The following is an 18,127-nucleotide window of genomic DNA, read 5'->3' as shown; positions in this document are numbered from 1 at the left end:
ACATAGCTGCTGGATAACGGATGTCGCAATAATCCCAAGCTTTGGCGGCTTGGGATTACACTGATAACCATTATCAATTAATTAACGTTAATTATATATTAACAACCCGGCGCGCCACAGCCCGACCCGGTCGCCGCCGCTCGCTTGCCCGCCTTCGGCTCGTAGACACAGTACGGCTCCTCGGCGAGGTAGTCGCCGGTGACCTCGAAGGCACGCGCGCGGCAACCGCCGCAGACCCGCTTGAACTCGCAGATACCGCACTTGCCTTTCAATTTATCGTAATCGCGCAAGTCGGTGAAGAGCGGTGAGGTCTCCCATATTTCCTTGAAAGACCGCTCTTTTACATTGCCGGCGGCTTTCTCGAAGTAGCCGCACGGTTGAACCTGCCCGACATGGCTTATAAAGCAGAACCCGATACCGCCGAGGCAACCCCTCGTCATCGTCTCAAGGCCGCGTGAGGCGTGCGGGTGCCCGGCCATCATCTTCGAGGCTTTCTCGCCGTCTTCCTTCGCCCGCTGGTGCATTATCCTGAAATAGTGCGGCGCGTCGGTCGGTTTGAAGAAGATATCTTTTTCTGCTTTTTGCATATCGTAGACCCAATTTAGGGTGCGCTCGTAATCTTCGGGCGGGAGTTCCTGCTCTTCGAGGTCTTTGCCGCGTCCCGTCGGAACGAGCAGGAACGGATGGAAAGCGACCGCGCCGACCTCTTTCGAGAATTTCAGAAGGTCGTCGAGGTAATCGACATTGAGTTTGGTGATAGTCGAGTTTATCTGTACCTCGACGCCGGCTTCCCGGGCTATTTTGATGCCCCTTACCGCCTGCTCGAACGCACCGGTAAGGCCCCTGAACTCGTCGTGTTTCTCGGCGGTCGGGAAATCGATGCTCACGCTCATCCTGGGGATGCCGACCTCTTTTAGCTTAGCGGCGATTTCCGGGGTCATAAGCGTGGCATTCGTTCCAAGCACCATGCGAAGCCCGATTTCTCGCCCATACTTCGCTATCTCGTAGAAATCAGGGCGTTCCAGCGGCTCGCCGCCGGTCAGAATTATAATCGGGTTGCTAAACGATTTTATATTATCTAGAAGCGCTTTCGCCTCGTCGGTGGTGAGTTCTCCCTCGTATTGTCCGTGCAGCGCGGATGCGCGGCAATGGACACACGCCAGATTGCAGCTTCGCGTAATCTCCCAAGCGATCATCCTCGGTGGGGGCGCCGCCCCTTTTAACTCATTTATCTCGGCTTTTGCCATCTCATGGTGACTCACAAGAACCTCCGGTATGTTACTGATAGGCTACCCGAGCCCATCTCTTCTATTATATACCAAATATTGCCAGCACGCTCCTAGTCGCTACATACGCATTGGCCGGTACGCCGTCACACATGCATAAAACCGGCATATGTCATTCTGAAGGAGCCAGAGGCGACTGAAGAATCTCTCTGTGCTAACACAACGCTTAGCTTAAGAGATCCCTCGGCTTCGCTCGGGATGATAGCACATAAAACTAAAAATTAAAGACCTGACCCCTTTTGCTTCAGCCAGCGTGCGGCGTCCTTGGCGTGATATGTGATGATGATGTCGGCGCCGGCGCGCTTGATGCCGGTAAGAATCTCAAGGGCGACCTTCTGCTCGTCTATCCACCCTTTTTCAGCCGCCGCTTTTACCATCGAAAACTCGCCGCTGACGTTATAAGCGGCGGTCGGGTAGCCGAATTCCTTCTTAATCATATATATCAAATCAAGGCAGCTCAAGGCCGGTTTTACCATGACGATGTCGGCGCCTTCCTCGATGTCGAGCGCGGTCTCGCGCAACGCCTCGAGGCTGTTGGCCGCGTCCATCTGGTACGATTTGCGGTCGCCGAACCGCGGGGTAGATTCCGCCGCTTCCCTGAACGGCCCGTAAAACGCCGAGGCCTGCTTCGCCGAATACGCCATAATCGGGATATTGTCGAAGCGGTTCGCGTCTAGCCCCGCGCGGATAGCGCTTACGCGACCATCCATCATGTCGGACGGCGCGACCATATCGGCACCCGCCTCCGCATGGGAGACAGCCATCTTGGCTAAGAGTTCGAGTGTGATGTCGTTTAAGATCTCGCCCTCGCGCACGATTCCGCAATGGCCGTGGCTGGTAAACTCGCAGAGGCAAACATCGGTCACTACCAATAGACCGGGAACCTCTTTTTTGATGGCGCGAATCGCTTGCTGGACTATGCCGTCGTCGTCATAGGCGCCCGAGCCCGCCTCGTCCTTCGACTCGGGTATACCGAAGAGAATGACCGCCGGTATCCCGAGGTCGCGCACCTCTCTCGCCTCTTCGACGATGAGTTCGACCGACATCTGGTAATTGCCGGGCATCGAGGATATCTCTTTTTTGAAACCCTCACCCGTGGCGACGAAGAGCGGGTAGATGAAATCATCCACACTCAAAGAGGTCTCCCGTATCATACGTCGCAGGTTTTCATTGGCGCGCAGTCTGCGCGGCCGGTAAGCTGGAAAATTCATGCGCCATCATTCCCTCTATTCGATATACTCACTAAAATCCTTTTAAATGTTCGCGGGCGCCTTGGCCCCCGCGTGCTCGACGATGGCCTCGACCAAACCGGGAACAGTATATTCGCCGGCGATAATATCGACGTTGAGGCCGAGTTTTTTAACCGCGTCCGCCGTGACGGGGCCGATGACCGCGATAGCGAGACCGTCGATGAGTCGGTGTAAATCGGGTCCGACGAGTTTCGCGAAGTTGTCGATGGTCGACGGGCTGGTAAAGGTCGCGATGTCGATTGCGCCTTTGCTCAGCAGCTCTTTGATTCGCAAGGCCGCGTCGTCGTCGAGGACCGTCTGGTATGCTTCGGCCACATCGACCTCGGCGCCCATCTTCCTTAAGGTGTCCGGCAATATACTTCGCGCGACTTTGGCGCGCGGGATGAGAAAGCTCTTGCCCTCGACGCCTTCGAGTTCGAACTCATCAATCAGACCCTCGGCGACAAATTCTTTCGGCGTGATTTCTATGTTCATCAAAAGCCTCTTGACTGCCCGCGCGGTCGCCGGGCCGATGACCGCTATCTTGGAGCCGGCTAAAATCCGTATGTCTTTGCCGAGCCGCTTCATCCGCTCGATGAAATACTCGACGCCGTTGGCGCTGGTAAAAATAATCCAGTCATATCCGGGTCCGCTCTCCAGACGTTCCAGGGCGCGGTCGACCCCATCGAAGCTATCGGGACCCGCTATCTTGATTGTCGGTATCTCGACTACTTGGCCGCCGAGGTCGGCAAGGAAGTCGGTGAACGCGCCGGCCTGCTCTTTCGCCCTGGTCACCAAGATCCGCTTTCCAAAGAGCGGTTTCTTCTCGTACCAACAGAGCTTCTCGCGCAGGCTGACCACCTCGCCGACGATGATGATACACGGGGCTTTGAGTTCGACCTCGGTAACCCTTTGGACGATGTCGGCGAGCGTGCCGATGACCGTCTGTTGCTGGGGGGTCGTCCCCCACCTGATGACGGCGACCGGCGTCTGGTCGCTGCGCCCGTTGGCCGTGAGTTGCTCGACGATTTTGGGGAGATTGCGCATCCCCATGTAAAAGATTATGGTGCCGATGCCGACGAGGCTCTTCCAGTCGATATCGGTATTAGGCTTTAACGGGTCTTCGTGGCCGGTCACATACGCGACCGTCGAGGTCATCCCGCGATGGGTCACCGGGATGCCGGCGTACGCGGGCACCGCGTTGCCCGAGGAGACCCCCGGCACGAACTCGAAGTCGATACCGTTTTCAAAGAGTGTAAGCGCCTCTTCGCCCCCGCGCCCGAAGATGAGCGGGTCGCCGCCTTTTAAGCGCGTAACTATTTTGTCCTCTTTCGCTTGGTCGACGAGTATCTGGTTGATATCGCTCTGCTTGACGGAGTGCTTGCCCTCGGCCTTGCCGACGTATATATACTCGACACCGGGTTTTGCGTGCTCGAACAAGAGGTTGGTCGCCAGGCGATCGTAGATCAGCACGTCGGCCCGGGCGATGCATTCAAGCCCGCGAAGGGTTATTAGTTTCGGGTCGCCGGGCCCCGCCCCGACTAAAAAGACTTTGCCTGCCATATTCTTACGCGTTCCTCGCTTCTTTATACCTTTATATATAGTGTATAGGGACGTCCCCCTCGGAGAGGAACGTCCCCGTTTGTTACCCGTTTGTGTGGCTGGGGTTCGGAACGACTTGCGCTTGGGCGCGCACCTCGGCGAGAATCTCATCCGCTCCCATGCCCCGGAGCGTGTTGGCCAGCTCGACTCCGAGCGCTTCCGCGTCGGCCGGGTCGCCGGAGATGACATCTCTAATCATCTTCTTGCCGTCTAAGCTCGCGACCATGCCGTCGAGTTTGAGCTTTCCGCCGTCGATTACTCCGAGCGCGCCGATAGGGATTTGACAGCCGCCTTCGAGTTCGCGCAGGAGCGCGCGCTCGGCGATGACCGCCGCCCGCGTATCCGCGTCTTCGAGATGGCGCATGAGTTCTCTCATCTCCTCGTCGTCGTCTCGAATCTCCACGGCGATAGCGCCCTGGCCAACCGCCGACAACATAACCTCGGTTGCGATGCGCTCGGTTATCCCTTCGTTCCAACCCATCCTGTCGAGACCGGCCGCCGCCAGGATAATCGCGTCGTATTCGCCGTCTTCCATCTTGCTTAGCCTGGTATCGAGGTTGCCGCGAATATCTTTTATCCGCAAATCGGGCCGGCGGTTGAGCACCTGGGCGATACGCCGCAAGCTGCTCGTCCCCACAATAGACCCGGCGGGCAGCTCATCGAGGCTCTTGTCGTCTCGGGCGATGAGGACATCGCGGGAGTCGACGCGTTTCAAAAACGCGCCGAGCACAAGCCCTTCGGGAATCTGCGTCGGCACATCTTTGCTGCTGTGCACCGCCAGGTCGGCCTCGCACTCCAGAAGGGCCGTCTCTATTTCTTTAACAAAAAGACCCTTATCGCCGATTTTCGATAGGGGCGCGTCCAGAATCTTGTCACCCTGGGTCTTGATTATCTTCAACTCGATATCGACGCCGGCCTTCTCTTTAAGTGTCGCGGCAACGTGATTCGATTGCCAAAGGGCCAGCTTGCTCCCACGGGTTCCCAGAATGTATCTGTTGTTTTTCGCCATTTAACCACCTATCTTCAAGCTAAGACTCAGACTATATTGTGCCGTCGGCTGGACGCGCATCAACCGTCAACTCCGCTTTAGTTCCGCCTTCGCCATAAAACCGGGCGAGTCGTCTTGTTCCTCTTCCTCTTCCAGGTCGAACAATAAGCGGAAGGAATCGACATATTGATAACCGTCTTTTCGATTAGAGTATTCTTTGGTCTTCACAATCGGTTTGTGGAGAATCTTGTTGACTATCGCGCAGGTCATCGCGTTGAGCGTATTGATTTCCGACTCGGTCAAGTTGGGCAGTTTGCGCAGGTGCTTCTCGAGTTCCTGTTTCCTGATTAATTCGGCGTGCTGCCTGAGGCTCGCAATCGCCGGCGCCACCTCGAGGGTGCTCAACCACGCGCTAAAGTGGCCCACCTCGTTATCGACAATCGCCTCGGCGATTTCGGCGGCCTTTTTCCGCTCTTCCAGGTTGGTCTGGACGACGGAATCAAGGTCGTCGATATCGTAGGCGAAGACGTTATAGATATTGGCGACTTCGGGGTCGATATCGCGCGGCACCGCTATATCGATAAAGAATATCGGCTTGTTCTTGCGTTTGTGCATTACCTGCGTGACGTGCCCTTTGCCGACCACCGTGTGCGGGGCGCCGGTCGAGCTGATCACTATGTCCGCGAAGGCCATGTGGTCGATAAACTCATCGAACGGCACCGCTTTCCCGTTAAACCGCCGCGCCAGGGCTTCGGCGCGATCGAAGGTACGGTTGGTGACGATGACTTTGTTCGCGCCGTTGCTTATAAGATGCGTCGCGGTAAGCTCTATCATCTCACCCGCGCCGATGAGCATGACCGTCCTGCCTTCCAGCGAATCGAAGACGCGCTTGGCGAGTTCGACCGCGGCGTAGCTTATCGAGACCGCGTTCTCGCCTATCTCCGTCTCGGTGCGGACGCGCTTGCCGGTCAGGAGCGCGTGGCGGAAGAGGCGGTTGAATATGGTCGAGGTGGCGTCGTTTTCGAAAGCCGCATTGTAGGCGGTCTTAATTTGCCCGAGGATTTGCGCCTCTCCGACGACCATCGAATCGAGGCTCGATGCGACCCGGAAGAGGTGGTGCATCGTCCTTTTTCCTTCGTGGAAGTAGAGGTAATCGCGGATTTGGTCTCGCGTGAGACTGTGGCAATCGCAGATAAACTGGATGATATGGTCTTTCCCTTTATCGAGGTCATTTGCGACAACATAGATCTCCATGCGGTTGCAGGTAGAGACGATGACCGCCTCGTTGATGCTCGGATACCCTATCAGCGCATGAAGTGATTCCGATAGGACCTGCTCGGGATAGGTGACCTTCTCCCTGATCTCTACCGGGGCCGTCTTGTGGCTTAAGCCCGCAATTATTACATGCATGATCTTACTCTTTCCTCTAACTCCAAGTCGTCTCGCGCGCGTATCAAATCTATCGCGTCGGACTCTATCAACCTGCCCAACGCTCGTTTCCGCTCTTTCGGGTCGTCATATTTGTCCATGACCCGCGCCCTAAAGTCCCTCAAGATATCGCAAAAGTCGCCGTACTCATCACGATAAGTCTCTTCAAGCTCTTCGCGAATGTGCTTTGCCAGCGCGGGGCAGCTCCCACTGGTGGAAATGCTGATAACAAGGTCGCCGCGGCGAATGGTCGAGGGTACGATGAAGGAGCATAGTTCGGGTACGTCTACGACGTTGACCGGTATTCGGTTATCGGTTGCCTCGCGGTAGGCCTCTGTGTTTACCTCATTATCGTCGGTCGCGACTATCGCGAGCGTCGCTTTGTCAAGGTCGCCGCGACGATACCCGCGGCGTGTGATGCTCAGCCTGCCTTCGCGAGCGAGTTCCTCTAACCCCGGCGTTGAGTCCGGGCTTATGACTTGCACATCCGCGCCGCACTCCAGCAGCGAGGCTACCTTGCGCTCGGCCACCTCACCGCCGCCGACAACGACACACTTCCCGCCTTCTAGGTCAACATATAGAGGATAAAAAGCCATTACCTACCCGAGACCTCCACCATATCTATGCATGCTCGGTATGATCTCTGTTATGATATCGCTGTTGCCTATAAGGTACGTGAATACTGCGACTGCAAATCCGAGTATAGCAAATATATTCGATCTTTTGCCCTGCCATCCTAGCGTCGAGCGAACGAACAAGTACGCGCCATACACCACCCAAGTGGCGATCGCCATCAAAATCTTCGGGTCCATATACCACTGCGACCACTCCGGCAGCATCTCGGCCCTAATAATACCGGTGGCGATGACCAGCGTCAAAAACGTGAAGCTAAATGTTATCGCCTTGTGGCAAAACTCGTCCGATGTCTCAAGCGACGGCAGTTTACGAAATATTTTGCCCGGCTTCTTCTTACGCATGTTCTTTAACTGCCGCTCCTGCAAGAGGTATATAATCGCCATCGCCAACGCGACCGTCATCGCGGAATACGCAAAGACCGCGAAGGTCACATGGATACCGACCCAATAATGGCGGAGCTGCTCGGTCAACGGCTCGGTCAACGCGTAGGAATGCCAGGCCATAAACTGCAAGAGCGCCGATACCGGCATGACGAACATGCCGAGCGCTTTTACCTTCGGGTTTTTACCCGCGTACACCGTCTCTATCAGCAGAAAAACGCCGATGACGACTGCGGCAAAAACGACGCGAACCGTAAACGGGCCCGCGGTCTGCGATATGCCCAGCATACCGGCGCGCACGAATATTACGACAAGCAATAGTAAAAACGATGCCAGTGCCGTACCGAGCGCCATATAAACATGGAGCCGACGTTCGGCCCGTGAGACGAAGTTCCCGATATACGCCAGACTACTGGCGACACTGCACACCAGCGCCAGCCAAAAGACAACGACTGTTAATTTCTCCAAAATACTCGCTCCCGACCCAAGGTAAAGACCTTACCCATCTAGCCCTTAGCCCTTTCTCTCAACGGCCTTACTGAGCGAATCAAGCTCTCGCTTTACGGCGGCAAGTTTGTTTTGCAAGACTATCACGTAAATTAAGAGAACCGCCCAGATACCGATATAAACGCCTACAACGTAAGGCCAGGCCTCTTGAAATTCCATCTATCCTACCTCCAGCTCTTCTTTTAGGTACTCAATATCTTCGCGCGCCCGCAGTAAGTCGAGGCGCATAATAAAAAGCGAAAACGCAAAAAACAGCATCCCGAACATCGATACCAGAAACGCGGCGAGCATCGGCCCCTCCATCGAGGCGCCTTGTAGGGTAAATACCGTCGGGTGGACGGGTTTGAGCGACTCGAGCCGCCCCGCCACAAAGGTCAAGGGCACATTTACCGCCGCGATTATCGAAAATATCGCTCCGAAGCGCGCTTTCGCGCTCTCCTCTTGAACCGAGGAACGCAAAACGAAGTACCCGGCATACATCAGTGTGAGAACTAAAAATGTAGTAAGCCTCGGTTCCCACTCCCACCAGACGCCCCAATCGGCGCGTGTCCATAGAATTCCCGTAAGCATCACCAGAATGACGAAGATAAAGCCGATTTCGACCGCCGCGTAACTCATCTGCTCGTATGAGCGCTTTCTTTTAGCGAGAAACATCGCGCCAAAAAAACCTCCGAGTAAAAGAAATACGAGCGCGGTCTCGGCGACGGGGACATGGAAATAGAATATCTTCTGGCTATACCTTACGAGTTCTCTATCATCGATTCTTACTACGGCATCCGGCGCTACGAAAAAGGCGAGATAGATTCCGGCCATGAGAAGCACCGCACCGACACTCGCCAAGACCAACGACGATTTTTTCACTCAACCACCTCCTGTAAGACCGCTGCTATTCGCTTATCACATAATCGTAAAGAGCATATGCTACCAGCAAAAATATTATATCATAAACGGCGATAAACCGCATGGAGCGATAGACTTCGGCCAGATCCTCACCGGACATAAGGCCCCCCGTCGCGCCTACCGCCGCAATCAAGAGCGGTATTATAACGGGCATGAAAAGTATCGGCAGCATCAAATCGCGCGTCTTCGTATTTATCGAGATGGTCGAGAGGAGCGTGCCGACGCTCGCGATGCCGATATTGCTCAAGAAAATCGTTGCGAGAAAGATTCCGGCCATGCTCGCGCCCAGCTCCAATCTGAACAAGACGAAGAATATCGGGATTGCGATTATTTCGACGATAGTCAAAAAAAGCAGGTTGCCGAGCATTTTGCCGAAGAAGATAAGTGGGCGGTCGATTGGCGACATGAGCAGACCCTCAAGACAGCCTTCGTCTTTTTCATGGACGAACGAGCGATTCAAGCCGAGCATCGACATGAATAAGAACGCGACCCACAAAAGCCCGCCGCCGACGCGGTCGAGGTCGTTTAAGATAACGCCGAAGGCCTGGCTGAAGACGACCATAGCCAGTACGACGAAGAGAAACATGGCGATGACCATCTCTTTGGTGCGAAGCTCCGCCAGCACGTCCTTCTTTACTATCGCGAAGACCTGTTTGCCCGCCGACATCTTAGCGCTCACCCTTTACTTTTTGGCGGTATATCTCGTTGAACATCTCTTTGTCCAGGTCCGCCTTGTTCTGATAGAACGCTATCTGTCCGTTGTACAGAATCATCGCCTTCGAGCAGAGCGCGAGGCCGCGCTCGATGTTGTGCGTGATCATAATGAAGGTATGGTCTTGGCGGATGGTGTCGAGCAGGCTCTCGAAGATATCGACCGCATGGGGGTCGAGGCCGGTATGCGGCTCGTCCAAAAAGAGTACCGACGGCCGGTGCAAGAGAGCGCGCGCGATAGCGAGGCGCTGCGTCATGCCCTTCGAAAACGTTCGCACGAGGTCATAGCGCCGGTGGTCGAGTTCTACCTGTTCGAGCAGCTCGTCGATGCGGTTGTCGAGGTTGTCGACCCCGTACATGGCGCCATAGAACTTGAGGTTCTCCTCAGCGCTCAAATCCAGGTATAGGAGCGGGCTGTGCGAGATGAGCCCGATTTTGGAGCGTATCGCGGCCGAGTTCTTATAAGGGTCCAAACCCGCCACCGAGACAGTGCCCTCGCTCGGAGCGACCAGCGTCGAGAGTATCTTGACGAGCGTGGTCTTGCCGGCCCCGTTCGGGCCGAAGAGCGAGAGGAATCCTCCCTTTTCCAGCTCGAAGGATATTTTTGTCAATACCTTGCGCTTGCCGAAATACTTCGAGAGACCCGCGACCTCGATTTCAGCGTGCGCGCCCGTATGCGATTGGTTTTCGTTTTTTAAAGATTCCGCCATCTGTTTTGGCACTATAGTACTGCCGTTAATCCATATCTTTAGCCGGGCTTGCGCCGCCGGCTTCTTCGTCTTCCCGCCGGCGCGCCGTTATCCGCGGCCGTGTCGATTTAGGCCACATCGCGACCACCGTCCCTATGCCGAGCACGACACTCCCCAGCCAAACAAAGGATATCAGCGGATTTATTTTGATATTTAGCGTGATATTGCCCTTCTCATCGACCCCGTTGAAGACGACGAAGACATCCCGAAACGCCTCATAGTGGATGTCCACTTCGAGGGTCTGCTGCTGCTGCAACTCGTGGAAGACCATCTTCGGCGCTATCTCGCGCACCGGGGCGTTGGCTCCCTTTTCAAGATTTCGTATCTCGAAGACGGCGTTGTTTACCTGCTGTCCGAGCCGGGTCGTCTGACGGAATTCTTTCAATTTTAGCTCGTACCTGCCGGCCCGAACCGTCTCGCCCGGTGTCGAGCCCAGCGTCGCCGGGATTTCCTGGACGTACAAGATGGAGCCGGCTATGCCGAAGATCATTATCGCCATGCCGAGGTGGCTCACGTAACCTCCTGTTTGGCTCCGATTAAACCTGAAAATCGAGAATAACGCACTGGCGAACCCGATGCCGAGGTTTTTGGATTTGGTCCGCGCCCCCAGGTAAAATAGCTCGAGGATGGCTACAGTGGAAAAGACCGCGACCACCATTGTCGCAAAGCCCATCGGCTTGCTGATCCATTGCTCGCCGCCCCAGCCCAGAAGAAAGGCGACGCCGGCAACGGCCGCCACGCCAAACGGCACCGCCATTTGCTTTAAAAACGAGCCGCCATTGGTCTTAGTCCATCCGAGAAACGGGCAAATCGTAATCAATAATAGATACAAGATAGCGAGCGGCTGCGCCAACCGGTTGTAGAACTCGGGGCCCAAGTTTTGGCTGAAGAACGGCGGTATGACCGTCGCCCCCGCGACTATCAGGGTAAACGCAGTTAACGCGACATTGTTCAGGTAGTAGGTAAAGTGCTTGGAGAGAAAGTCGCCGAAAAACTCCTCTGTCTCGAACTCCTCCCGGCGCGACTGGACGAGGTAGACGGTGAGCGCGCCGGAGACAAGCATCAGGCCCCCGAAGAGAAAGGTCAGATCCCAGCGCAGCTCGGGAAACGCGTGGACCGACTCGATAAGGCCGGAGCGGACGATAAACGTTGCGAGAATACATGTTGCGAACGAGAGTGTCGCGAGCGAGACGGCCCATATCTTCATACCGCCGCGCCGGCGATACATCGTAAAGCTGTGGAGCAAGGCCGTGCCGGCAAACCACGGCAAAATCGAGGCGTTTTCGACCGGGTCCCATGCCCAGAAGCCGCCCCAGCCCAAGACGACATAGGCCCAGACCGCGCCGAGCCAAATGCCGACGGTCAGGAAGAACCAGGCAAAAAGCGTCCAGAAATGGGAGCGTTTTACCCAATCGCTCGATGAGTCGCGGTTGATCAGCGCCGCTATGCCAAAGGCAAACGGGATGGTCAAGCCGGCGTAGCCCACAAAAAGCGTCGGCGGGTGAAGCACCATCGCCCAGTGCATCAAGAGCGGGTTCAAGCCCGCGCCGGTCGGCATCGCCATCCCGGGAAGCGCCGCGCGAAACGGGTTGCTGGCGAGCAAGATAGTCAACATGAAAAACAACTGGACATAATTTGAGATGTAAAGGGCGCCGTTGGTCAGCTTGTCGCTATTGCGGTTGCGAAACGCTATCACAGCCGTAAAGGCGTTTATCATCCACAACCACATGAGAAGCGAACCCTCATGCCCCGCCCAGAAAGCCGCTATCTTATAGAAGACGCTCATCTTTATGGTGGAGTGGTCGGCGACGTATCCGAATGAAAAATCGTTATTGACAAAGGCGATAAAAAGGATCATGCTCGCGAAGGTAATCGTGGCGAACTGCCAGATAATGCCGTTGTTCCCGGCTTTTTCGAACTTCTCCCCCATCTTCGTCTTGCTGCCCGCGTAAAAATTATACGCTGTATAGAGCGACAAGACTATCGCGGCCACCAGGGCAAAAAAACCGACATTATTCATCCGTCTTCCCCTTCTCTTCCTTCATCTCGCCCTCATACTTGGATGGGCATTTGGTCACTAAACGATCGGCCTCGATTCTTTCTTGGGAAACGAGCTTACCATCGACGATAGCTTCGACATCGCCTCCGAACTGCGAAGGCAACTGGCCGCTGTAGACTACGGTTATCTGACTGTTCTTTCTGTCTTTTTCATAGATCTTGAAGGTCACCGTCTTCCCGTCTTTCTCGACGGAGTCTTTCAAGACCAACCCTCCGACCTTGACCGTCTTGCCGACATACGTCGAATCGGCAGTCACTTCGTTTATGTCTTTGAAGTATGCTACGGTAGAGCCTGCCGAGCTGTATATCATATAACCAACGACCGCAAGTAGAACGACGGTTACCGCTAATAGCCTAGTCTTGCTCCTGCTATCCGCCATCTCAGTCTCCTCTCAATAATTCTTTCACAATCGTGAGCCCGCAAGTCGGCCACGGGGCCGCTTAAAGCTTCTTACTACAGCTTGTAGTCTAAACACAAAAGCCGGTCAGGTCAACCACATACCCTACCCGACCTTGATGTAGACACACGATTACATGACCTGCCGACCTCCGCTCATAGGGCGTGCGTCCGAGCACCGTTCTCGAAATCGCGAATTGAAAATGACTGTGGAATTTATCGCCACAATTAGAAATACGAACGCGATAAGCCCCGCGAAGAGCTTTATCTCGAACGACTCCGAATTCGAAAAGGCGTTATTGGGGTGGACGAGCTTCCCCGTCGACGAGAGCAACAACACGCCCGAGACGGGCAGCGCCAGATTGAGAGCGGCGCGAACCGCCCCGGCGCTAAACATCTCGCCGAGGAGGGAGATTGCGAAACCGAGGATGAGAATGAATAGAGCGACCTGAATCCGCGGCTCCATCCGCAAGAAAAGGCTGCCCCAGGTAAAATACGCGGCTATCGAGCCGACGATAACGCTCGTCGCCCAGAAATCGATAGCGGTTCTCTGAGCCGCCGACGACCAGTCGACGATACTTGTGTCATCGACTTTCGACGATATGTTTCGCGGGAAAGGTGTTAGGACGAGCGCGGCGAGCGCCAACACCCCCGACACCACAAACATCAGCATACCCACCCAGGTAACGGCGGCATGGATGTAGATCAACTTGATATAGCCGCCAAGTGTTTTCTCTTCCGGGGCAACAAGTGCGAGGATAACGGCTAGTATAATAAGCCCAAGGGTGACAAATAAAACTTTTCTTCGCCTTTTCGGATTAAGGACCATAATAAAGCTTGAAAATCTCCATATCTTCGGCAAAAACTCACCGTTTTTCAAAAAGCCCTCTAGCCGAAATAGCCGGCAATAGGGACACCCCCGCCAGGAAGCGCGTTTGGTTGTTTAGACAAGCCGACCTGACAGGGGTGGTGTATATCCTGTTTCTTCACACGCTCATTCGCTTGTCTAAACAGATTCAGCTTAACAAAAATGAAACATATTATCAAGGTTTCGTAGTCGATTGCGCAGTTAAGTGAGACCGTCCGGCGCAGGTAAGCGGTGGGAGGCGTGTGATTTATGCTTACCGTTTGACGGCCAAAGCAAGCGGGTAAAGAGATTACGAGCGATTCTCCAGGAGAAAGATATGACAAGGGGCAGGCGTGCGCACATCTCAAGGTACCGCGAGATAGGAAGCGTCATCGCAAAGTACGGTTTTTCGGAACTCGTGGAAGAGGTCGGCCTGGGACGGGTCTTTCCCCGTCTTCCGCGCGGCCCTGTGACCGCCGCCGAGAAGGTGGAGCTGCGCGCCCGAAACTTAAGGCTTGCCCTCCAAGACCTCGGCCCGACCTTCATAAAAGCCGGACAGGTTTTAAGCAGCCGCCCGGACCTCCTCCCCGCCGTCTACATAGCGGAACTCGAGAAACTCCAAGACAGAGTAGTCGAATTCGATTACGCGACAGCGAAGAAAACGGTCGAGGACGAACTCGGCCGGCCTTTGGACGAGGTATTCTCCTATTTTTCCGAAGAACCTATCGCATCCGCGTCGCTTTCGCAGGTGCACAAAGCCACGCTCAAGACCGGCGAGCAAGTCGCGGTAAAGGTTCGCAGACCGGGTATCGAGGAGATCATCGAGCAAGACATCCGAATCCTTTACGATGTGGCCTCCGTCCTCCAGCGGAGCCAAGCTGCCGGCAGGTATTACGATTTCGTGGGCACGGTCGACGGGTTCGAGCGCATCATCCATGAGGAACTCGAATTCAGGCTGGAGGCGAGCAATATCGGGCGGGTCAAGAAGAGTCTCGGGCCCTTTAAACACATAACGCTCCCCGAAGTCTATCTCGACTACTCGACTGAGAGAGTTCTCACACTCGAATTTGTCGACGGCATCCATATAGCGGCCATCGATGAGCTGAAGTCCGATGAAATCGATAAGAAGGTCATCGCGAATGAGCTTTTTCGCGCCTATATCAAGCAGATAATCGAGGATGGTTTCTTCCACGCCGACCCGCACCCCGGAAACATACTCGTCACTCGCGAGGGCATGGTCTACCTTATAGACCTGGGGATGGTCGGGCGGCTCGACGGGAATCTACAGTCGCAAATCGCGCGCATATTGATCGACCTCGTCGACCGGAACAGTGACGGCGTGACGGAGACGGTCATGTATTTGGGCGTGCGCGGCGAGGATACCAACTTCGACCAGCTCTCTCGCGACATCGGGAACCTGACTACGCGATATTACGGCCGCGCCATTGAGGCGATCGGCTTGTCCGACGTACTTAATGGTTTGATCGCGGTAATTACGCGAAACCATATAAAAGTGCCGAGTAACTTCGCGCTCCTCGCGAAGACGGTCGTGCTGGTAGACGGCATCGTGCGACGCCTCGACCCCGACTTCGACTACTCGGAGGCGCTGCGCGCCTCGATAACGCGGATTGTCTTGACCAGGTTGCGCTCGCAGTTCTCGGCGGTAAAGCTCTTCGGCGCGACCCTGGAGACGAGCGACTTCCTGGTAAGCCTGCCGCGCCATCTGGGCCTGCTCACCGATAAGCTGGTAAAAGACGACTTCAGAATCAAGTTCGAGCACCACCGGCTGGAGAGCCTGGAGAAGACGATTAGCCGTTCGGCGAACCTGCTGGCCGTAGCGCTCATCGTCAGCGCCATCGTCTTGGGTTCGGGGTTGGTCATCTCGGCCGAAGTGGGGCCGAAGGTCTTAGGTTTCCCGGCCCTGGGGCTGCTCGGGTTTATTCTGGCGAGTATTCTCGGTCTCTACCTTGTCTACCAGATATTGCGGTCTCGACGCTGAGCGAAGGCGTGATTGCTCGACGCCGGGTCGAGCGTTTATACGCCTGCTACCTGGGAAGCTCGACTATTACTCCACAGTTTATCCCCAAAGTGGATTGCCGTGGATAAGCGTAAGGTTTACGGTTAGCAAGCGCCTGAAAGCCGCTAAGCCGCGACATCCGGCGATTTCTTAAGGAGCACCAAGACCCCTCGCGAAACCAGCTCTTCGATGAAGGCCTGTGTTTCGCTTCGGAGCTGAATATCCGGCTTGCGGCTCTCGCGTCTGAGGCGCGCCAAGATATCGGCGATAGCATGCTTGCCGTCGGCAAGCTCCCATATTTTTGTGCCCGCGCCGTTAAGGATATAGAGTTTCTTGTTCGACGATTGCACTATCAGGGTTTGGTTGTTTATGACACAGGAGGCCGAATCCATTCCCCGTAGCGGGCAGTCGCTCATCTTCATCATCTCGATCTTCCCTCGTGCCGGACTTGACTACCTCGGGCTACCCTAAAAGTATTTACTTGTCATTTTCCCGTTTGTCCGCCGATTTAGTCATAAGCCTGTTGAATTCGCTTGGGTACGCGTGTCCGACATCGACGCTAAACAAGGCTTTTTAATCCTTGGAAGCGTCTTATTATTAATTGGCCTCCAGCAGTTTTACACAGCGATTCTCTGGGTAATCATAAGACAGATTATTGATTTGGGGGTGGTAAGCTATGCTTAGCGATTATCCTTCGCGCAGCGATATGCGCGTCGAGCGAAAAGGTCGTTTACGTAAGACGTGGGTTTTTTTGGGCATCCTTCTCTTAGCCGCGGTCGTCCTGGGATCGACGTACGATTACTGGGCGCCCGCCCAAGAAAACCGCCTGCGGACTATAAAGGTCGCCTTGGGTCTCAAGGGCGACCTCCGAGGCGAGCTGGCTGAATCATATCCCGGGCAGAGTCCGCCGGATAACGCGCAGGTCGTAATAGATGACCGACCGCCGATAATGGTAAAGTCCGGGAAGTTTCTCGCGCGCGACCTGGCAACCGGAAAACACGCCATCCGCATCGGCGGAGACGGCTACGAGCCCGTGGAGCGCACCGTCAACATCACGAAAGGTTCGAACAAAGTCGCGGTGGGCTTATGCCTCTCGCCCGAGGAAGCGGCGCGCCGCTGGATGAAGACGAAGCAGGAGAATCTCCATGGCGAGACCTATAAATTTCTCTGCCCCGAGGAGCAGGCGAAAGTCTCGCGCGCCGAATATATCGAATACAAGAACGCGATACAGAGAGAATACTCCCTAAAAATCGTCTCGTTCGAAGTAGCGCGGGCTAACATGCTTAAGACCTGGCGGCATCCCGATACGGGCCAAACATATAGCGAGGTCGCAAAGATTCGCATCGACGGTGTTATCGAGTTCGCGGGCTCGGGACAGACCACGAAGACCTGGGATCTCTACGCAAAGAAATACGGTGACCAGTGGTGGTTTTTTGCGGCGAACTAGCTTAGCGCCGTTTTGTGTCGGTGAAAGCCGAAGCTGAGGTTGATGCTGGTCATCAACCTCAGCTTCGGTAACTCAAACCCGAGGTGCGGGGGCTTATATTCTCGCGCCTCGGCTCGCCTTACTGAACAACCACTTGGACTACATCGTTGTCCACGACATTAAAAGAGGTAGCGGGGGCGCTGGCGGCCACTGCAAAGCCGAAACTGTTCGCGGTAATATTGGTGCGGTTCTTTGCCGTGCCATGCAGGGCGATTGCGCTTGTTCTGGTAGTGATTGGCACGATTGAGTTATTGCCGATAGCACCTGCGGAACCCGACGTCGCGGACGCCGCATTGACAATCGTGGCGGATTGGTTTACGTTCTGATGCTTGATAGCGGTATTCCAATTGCCCCAGCCGCCCTGGTAGATCGGGTTGGCAAAGGCGCTGCCGGCCATGCTAAGGACAAGAATCCCGACAAGCGGTAAAATAGCTAAAGCTTTCTTCATTAGATTCACCTCCTTTCGCTGGTATATAAAGGGATTTTACGGTTCAAGTCTCAGCTGGTCAGTGAATCGTTCAGTTGCCGCCCTATATCATTTCCGCGCACCGACCAGAATGACAAAATAATCGAACCGCAAAATCCCCGGACTACGAGCCTCTTATCACTACCCGTTCACCGGCAGCCGTACACCAGGTAGTTGTACGGCCGGCAGACACCTATCATTAGCTGGTGGAGCCGGCCATATATCCTCAAGCCAAAGATCCGCGACCGGCAGATATTCACCAGGAACCGGCGCCGGCCATACGTTTTTGAGGCAGAGCGCGGATGCCGGCCCGGCCACATTGACCACAAACAGCGCGACAAGCAGCAACGGCACTAAAGCTTTTTTCATCACATGACCTCCTCATATTTAAAATTTAAGTGGTTGTCTCGACACCCACTTTAGTGAACCGGAGTATGCGG

General features: G+C 55.1%; 19 protein-coding genes. 2 read left to right on the top strand and 17 right to left on the bottom strand.

Annotated elements, in window-relative coordinates; all coding sequences use genetic code 11:
- Positions 1–98 precede the first annotated feature (98 nt).
- The 14 genes from ahbD to KGZ93_10735 form a co-directional block, all read right to left on the bottom strand.
- Positions 99–1,247 carry a heme b synthase gene (gene ahbD, locus KGZ93_10800; protein ID MBS3910089.1) on the bottom strand — a complete coding sequence of 383 codons (1,149 nt, stop codon included), beginning with the start codon at positions 1,245–1,247 and terminating at the stop codon, positions 99–101.
- A 260-nt stretch (positions 1,248–1,507) separates the two neighbouring features.
- On the bottom strand, positions 1,508–2,497 hold the full coding sequence (gene hemB, locus KGZ93_10795; protein ID MBS3910088.1) for a porphobilinogen synthase: 990 nt from the start codon (positions 2,495–2,497) through the stop codon (positions 1,508–1,510).
- A 42-nt stretch (positions 2,498–2,539) separates the two neighbouring features.
- On the bottom strand, positions 2,540–4,078 hold the full coding sequence (cobA, locus tag KGZ93_10790) for a uroporphyrinogen-III C-methyltransferase (protein ID MBS3910087.1): 1,539 nt from the start codon (positions 4,076–4,078) through the stop codon (positions 2,540–2,542).
- Positions 4,079–4,160: 82 nt separating this feature from the next.
- A complete protein-coding gene (hemC, locus tag KGZ93_10785) occupies positions 4,161–5,126 on the bottom strand; it encodes a hydroxymethylbilane synthase (GenBank protein ID MBS3910086.1) in 966 nt (321 codons plus the stop codon).
- A 66-nt stretch (positions 5,127–5,192) separates the two neighbouring features.
- The gene (locus tag KGZ93_10780) at positions 5,193–6,515 is read right to left on the bottom strand and encodes a glutamyl-tRNA reductase (protein ID MBS3910085.1); all 1,323 of its coding nucleotides are present in this window, start codon (positions 6,513–6,515) and stop codon (positions 5,193–5,195) included.
- The gene (locus KGZ93_10775) at positions 6,506–7,129 is read right to left on the bottom strand and encodes a bifunctional precorrin-2 dehydrogenase/sirohydrochlorin ferrochelatase (protein MBS3910084.1); all 624 of its coding nucleotides are present in this window, start codon (positions 7,127–7,129) and stop codon (positions 6,506–6,508) included. Before KGZ93_10775 ends, KGZ93_10780 begins: the two co-directional genes overlap by 10 nt.
- A gap of 3 nt (positions 7,130–7,132) precedes the next feature.
- The gene (ccsA, locus tag KGZ93_10770) at positions 7,133–8,017 is read right to left on the bottom strand and encodes a cytochrome c biogenesis protein CcsA (protein ID MBS3910083.1); all 885 of its coding nucleotides are present in this window, start codon (positions 8,015–8,017) and stop codon (positions 7,133–7,135) included.
- Between the two features lie 45 nt (positions 8,018–8,062).
- On the bottom strand, positions 8,063–8,215 hold the full coding sequence (locus KGZ93_10765) for a hypothetical protein (protein ID MBS3910082.1): 153 nt from the start codon (positions 8,213–8,215) through the stop codon (positions 8,063–8,065).
- Entirely contained in the window at positions 8,216–8,917 is a 702-nt protein-coding gene (gene ccsA / locus KGZ93_10760) for a cytochrome c biogenesis protein CcsA (GenBank protein ID MBS3910081.1), read from the bottom strand. It abuts the gene before it with no gap.
- 25 nt (positions 8,918–8,942) lie between these two features.
- Positions 8,943–9,623 (bottom strand): heme exporter protein CcmB, encoded by a 681-nt coding sequence (locus KGZ93_10755; GenBank protein MBS3910080.1) that lies wholly within the window; start codon positions 9,621–9,623, stop codon positions 8,943–8,945.
- 1 nt (position 9,624) lies between these two features.
- The gene (locus tag KGZ93_10750; protein ID MBS3910079.1) at positions 9,625–10,377 is read right to left on the bottom strand and encodes an ABC transporter ATP-binding protein; all 753 of its coding nucleotides are present in this window, start codon (positions 10,375–10,377) and stop codon (positions 9,625–9,627) included.
- A 25-nt stretch (positions 10,378–10,402) separates the two neighbouring features.
- Positions 10,403–12,436: a heme lyase CcmF/NrfE family subunit gene (locus tag KGZ93_10745; protein MBS3910078.1), complete on the bottom strand. Its 2,034-nt coding sequence runs from the start codon at positions 12,434–12,436 to the stop codon at positions 10,403–10,405.
- Entirely contained in the window at positions 12,429–12,854 is a 426-nt protein-coding gene (locus KGZ93_10740; GenBank protein MBS3910077.1) for a cytochrome c maturation protein CcmE, read from the bottom strand. Before KGZ93_10740 ends, KGZ93_10745 begins: the two co-directional genes overlap by 8 nt.
- Positions 12,855–13,004: 150 nt before the next feature.
- A complete protein-coding gene (locus tag KGZ93_10735; GenBank protein MBS3910076.1) occupies positions 13,005–13,751 on the bottom strand; it encodes a hypothetical protein in 747 nt (248 codons plus the stop codon).
- A gap of 304 nt (positions 13,752–14,055) precedes the next feature.
- On the opposite strand from KGZ93_10735, the gene KGZ93_10730 reads away from it, so the two are divergent.
- Positions 14,056–15,717, top strand: a complete 1,662-nt coding sequence (locus tag KGZ93_10730) for a hypothetical protein (protein MBS3910075.1) — start codon at positions 14,056–14,058, stop codon at positions 15,715–15,717.
- Positions 15,718–15,860: 143 nt separating this feature from the next.
- Here KGZ93_10730 and KGZ93_10725 read toward each other — a convergent pair whose 3' ends face one another.
- A complete protein-coding gene (locus KGZ93_10725; GenBank protein ID MBS3910074.1) occupies positions 15,861–16,160 on the bottom strand; it encodes a PqqD family protein in 300 nt (99 codons plus the stop codon).
- A gap of 251 nt (positions 16,161–16,411) precedes the next feature.
- On the opposite strand from KGZ93_10725, the gene KGZ93_10720 reads away from it, so the two are divergent.
- A complete protein-coding gene (locus KGZ93_10720) occupies positions 16,412–17,182 on the top strand; it encodes a hypothetical protein (protein MBS3910073.1) in 771 nt (256 codons plus the stop codon).
- A 118-nt stretch (positions 17,183–17,300) separates the two neighbouring features.
- On the opposite strand, the gene KGZ93_10715 is transcribed toward KGZ93_10720, so the two are convergent.
- Together KGZ93_10715 and KGZ93_10710 are read right to left on the bottom strand one after the other, a co-directional pair.
- Positions 17,301–17,669, bottom strand: a complete 369-nt coding sequence (locus tag KGZ93_10715) for a hypothetical protein (protein ID MBS3910072.1) — start codon at positions 17,667–17,669, stop codon at positions 17,301–17,303.
- A 159-nt stretch (positions 17,670–17,828) separates the two neighbouring features.
- Complete coding sequence (locus tag KGZ93_10710) at positions 17,829–18,056, bottom strand: hypothetical protein (protein ID MBS3910071.1); 228 nt, start codon at positions 18,054–18,056, stop codon at positions 17,829–17,831.
- Positions 18,057–18,127: the final 71 nt, after the last annotated feature.

Source organism: Actinomycetota bacterium (genome assembly GCA_018333515.1).
Classification (GTDB): Bacteria; Actinomycetota; Aquicultoria; order Aquicultorales; family Aquicultoraceae; genus Aquicultor.
The sequence above is the reverse complement of the archived record's forward strand: the minus strand, read 5'-3'. Positions and strand labels throughout refer to the sequence as shown.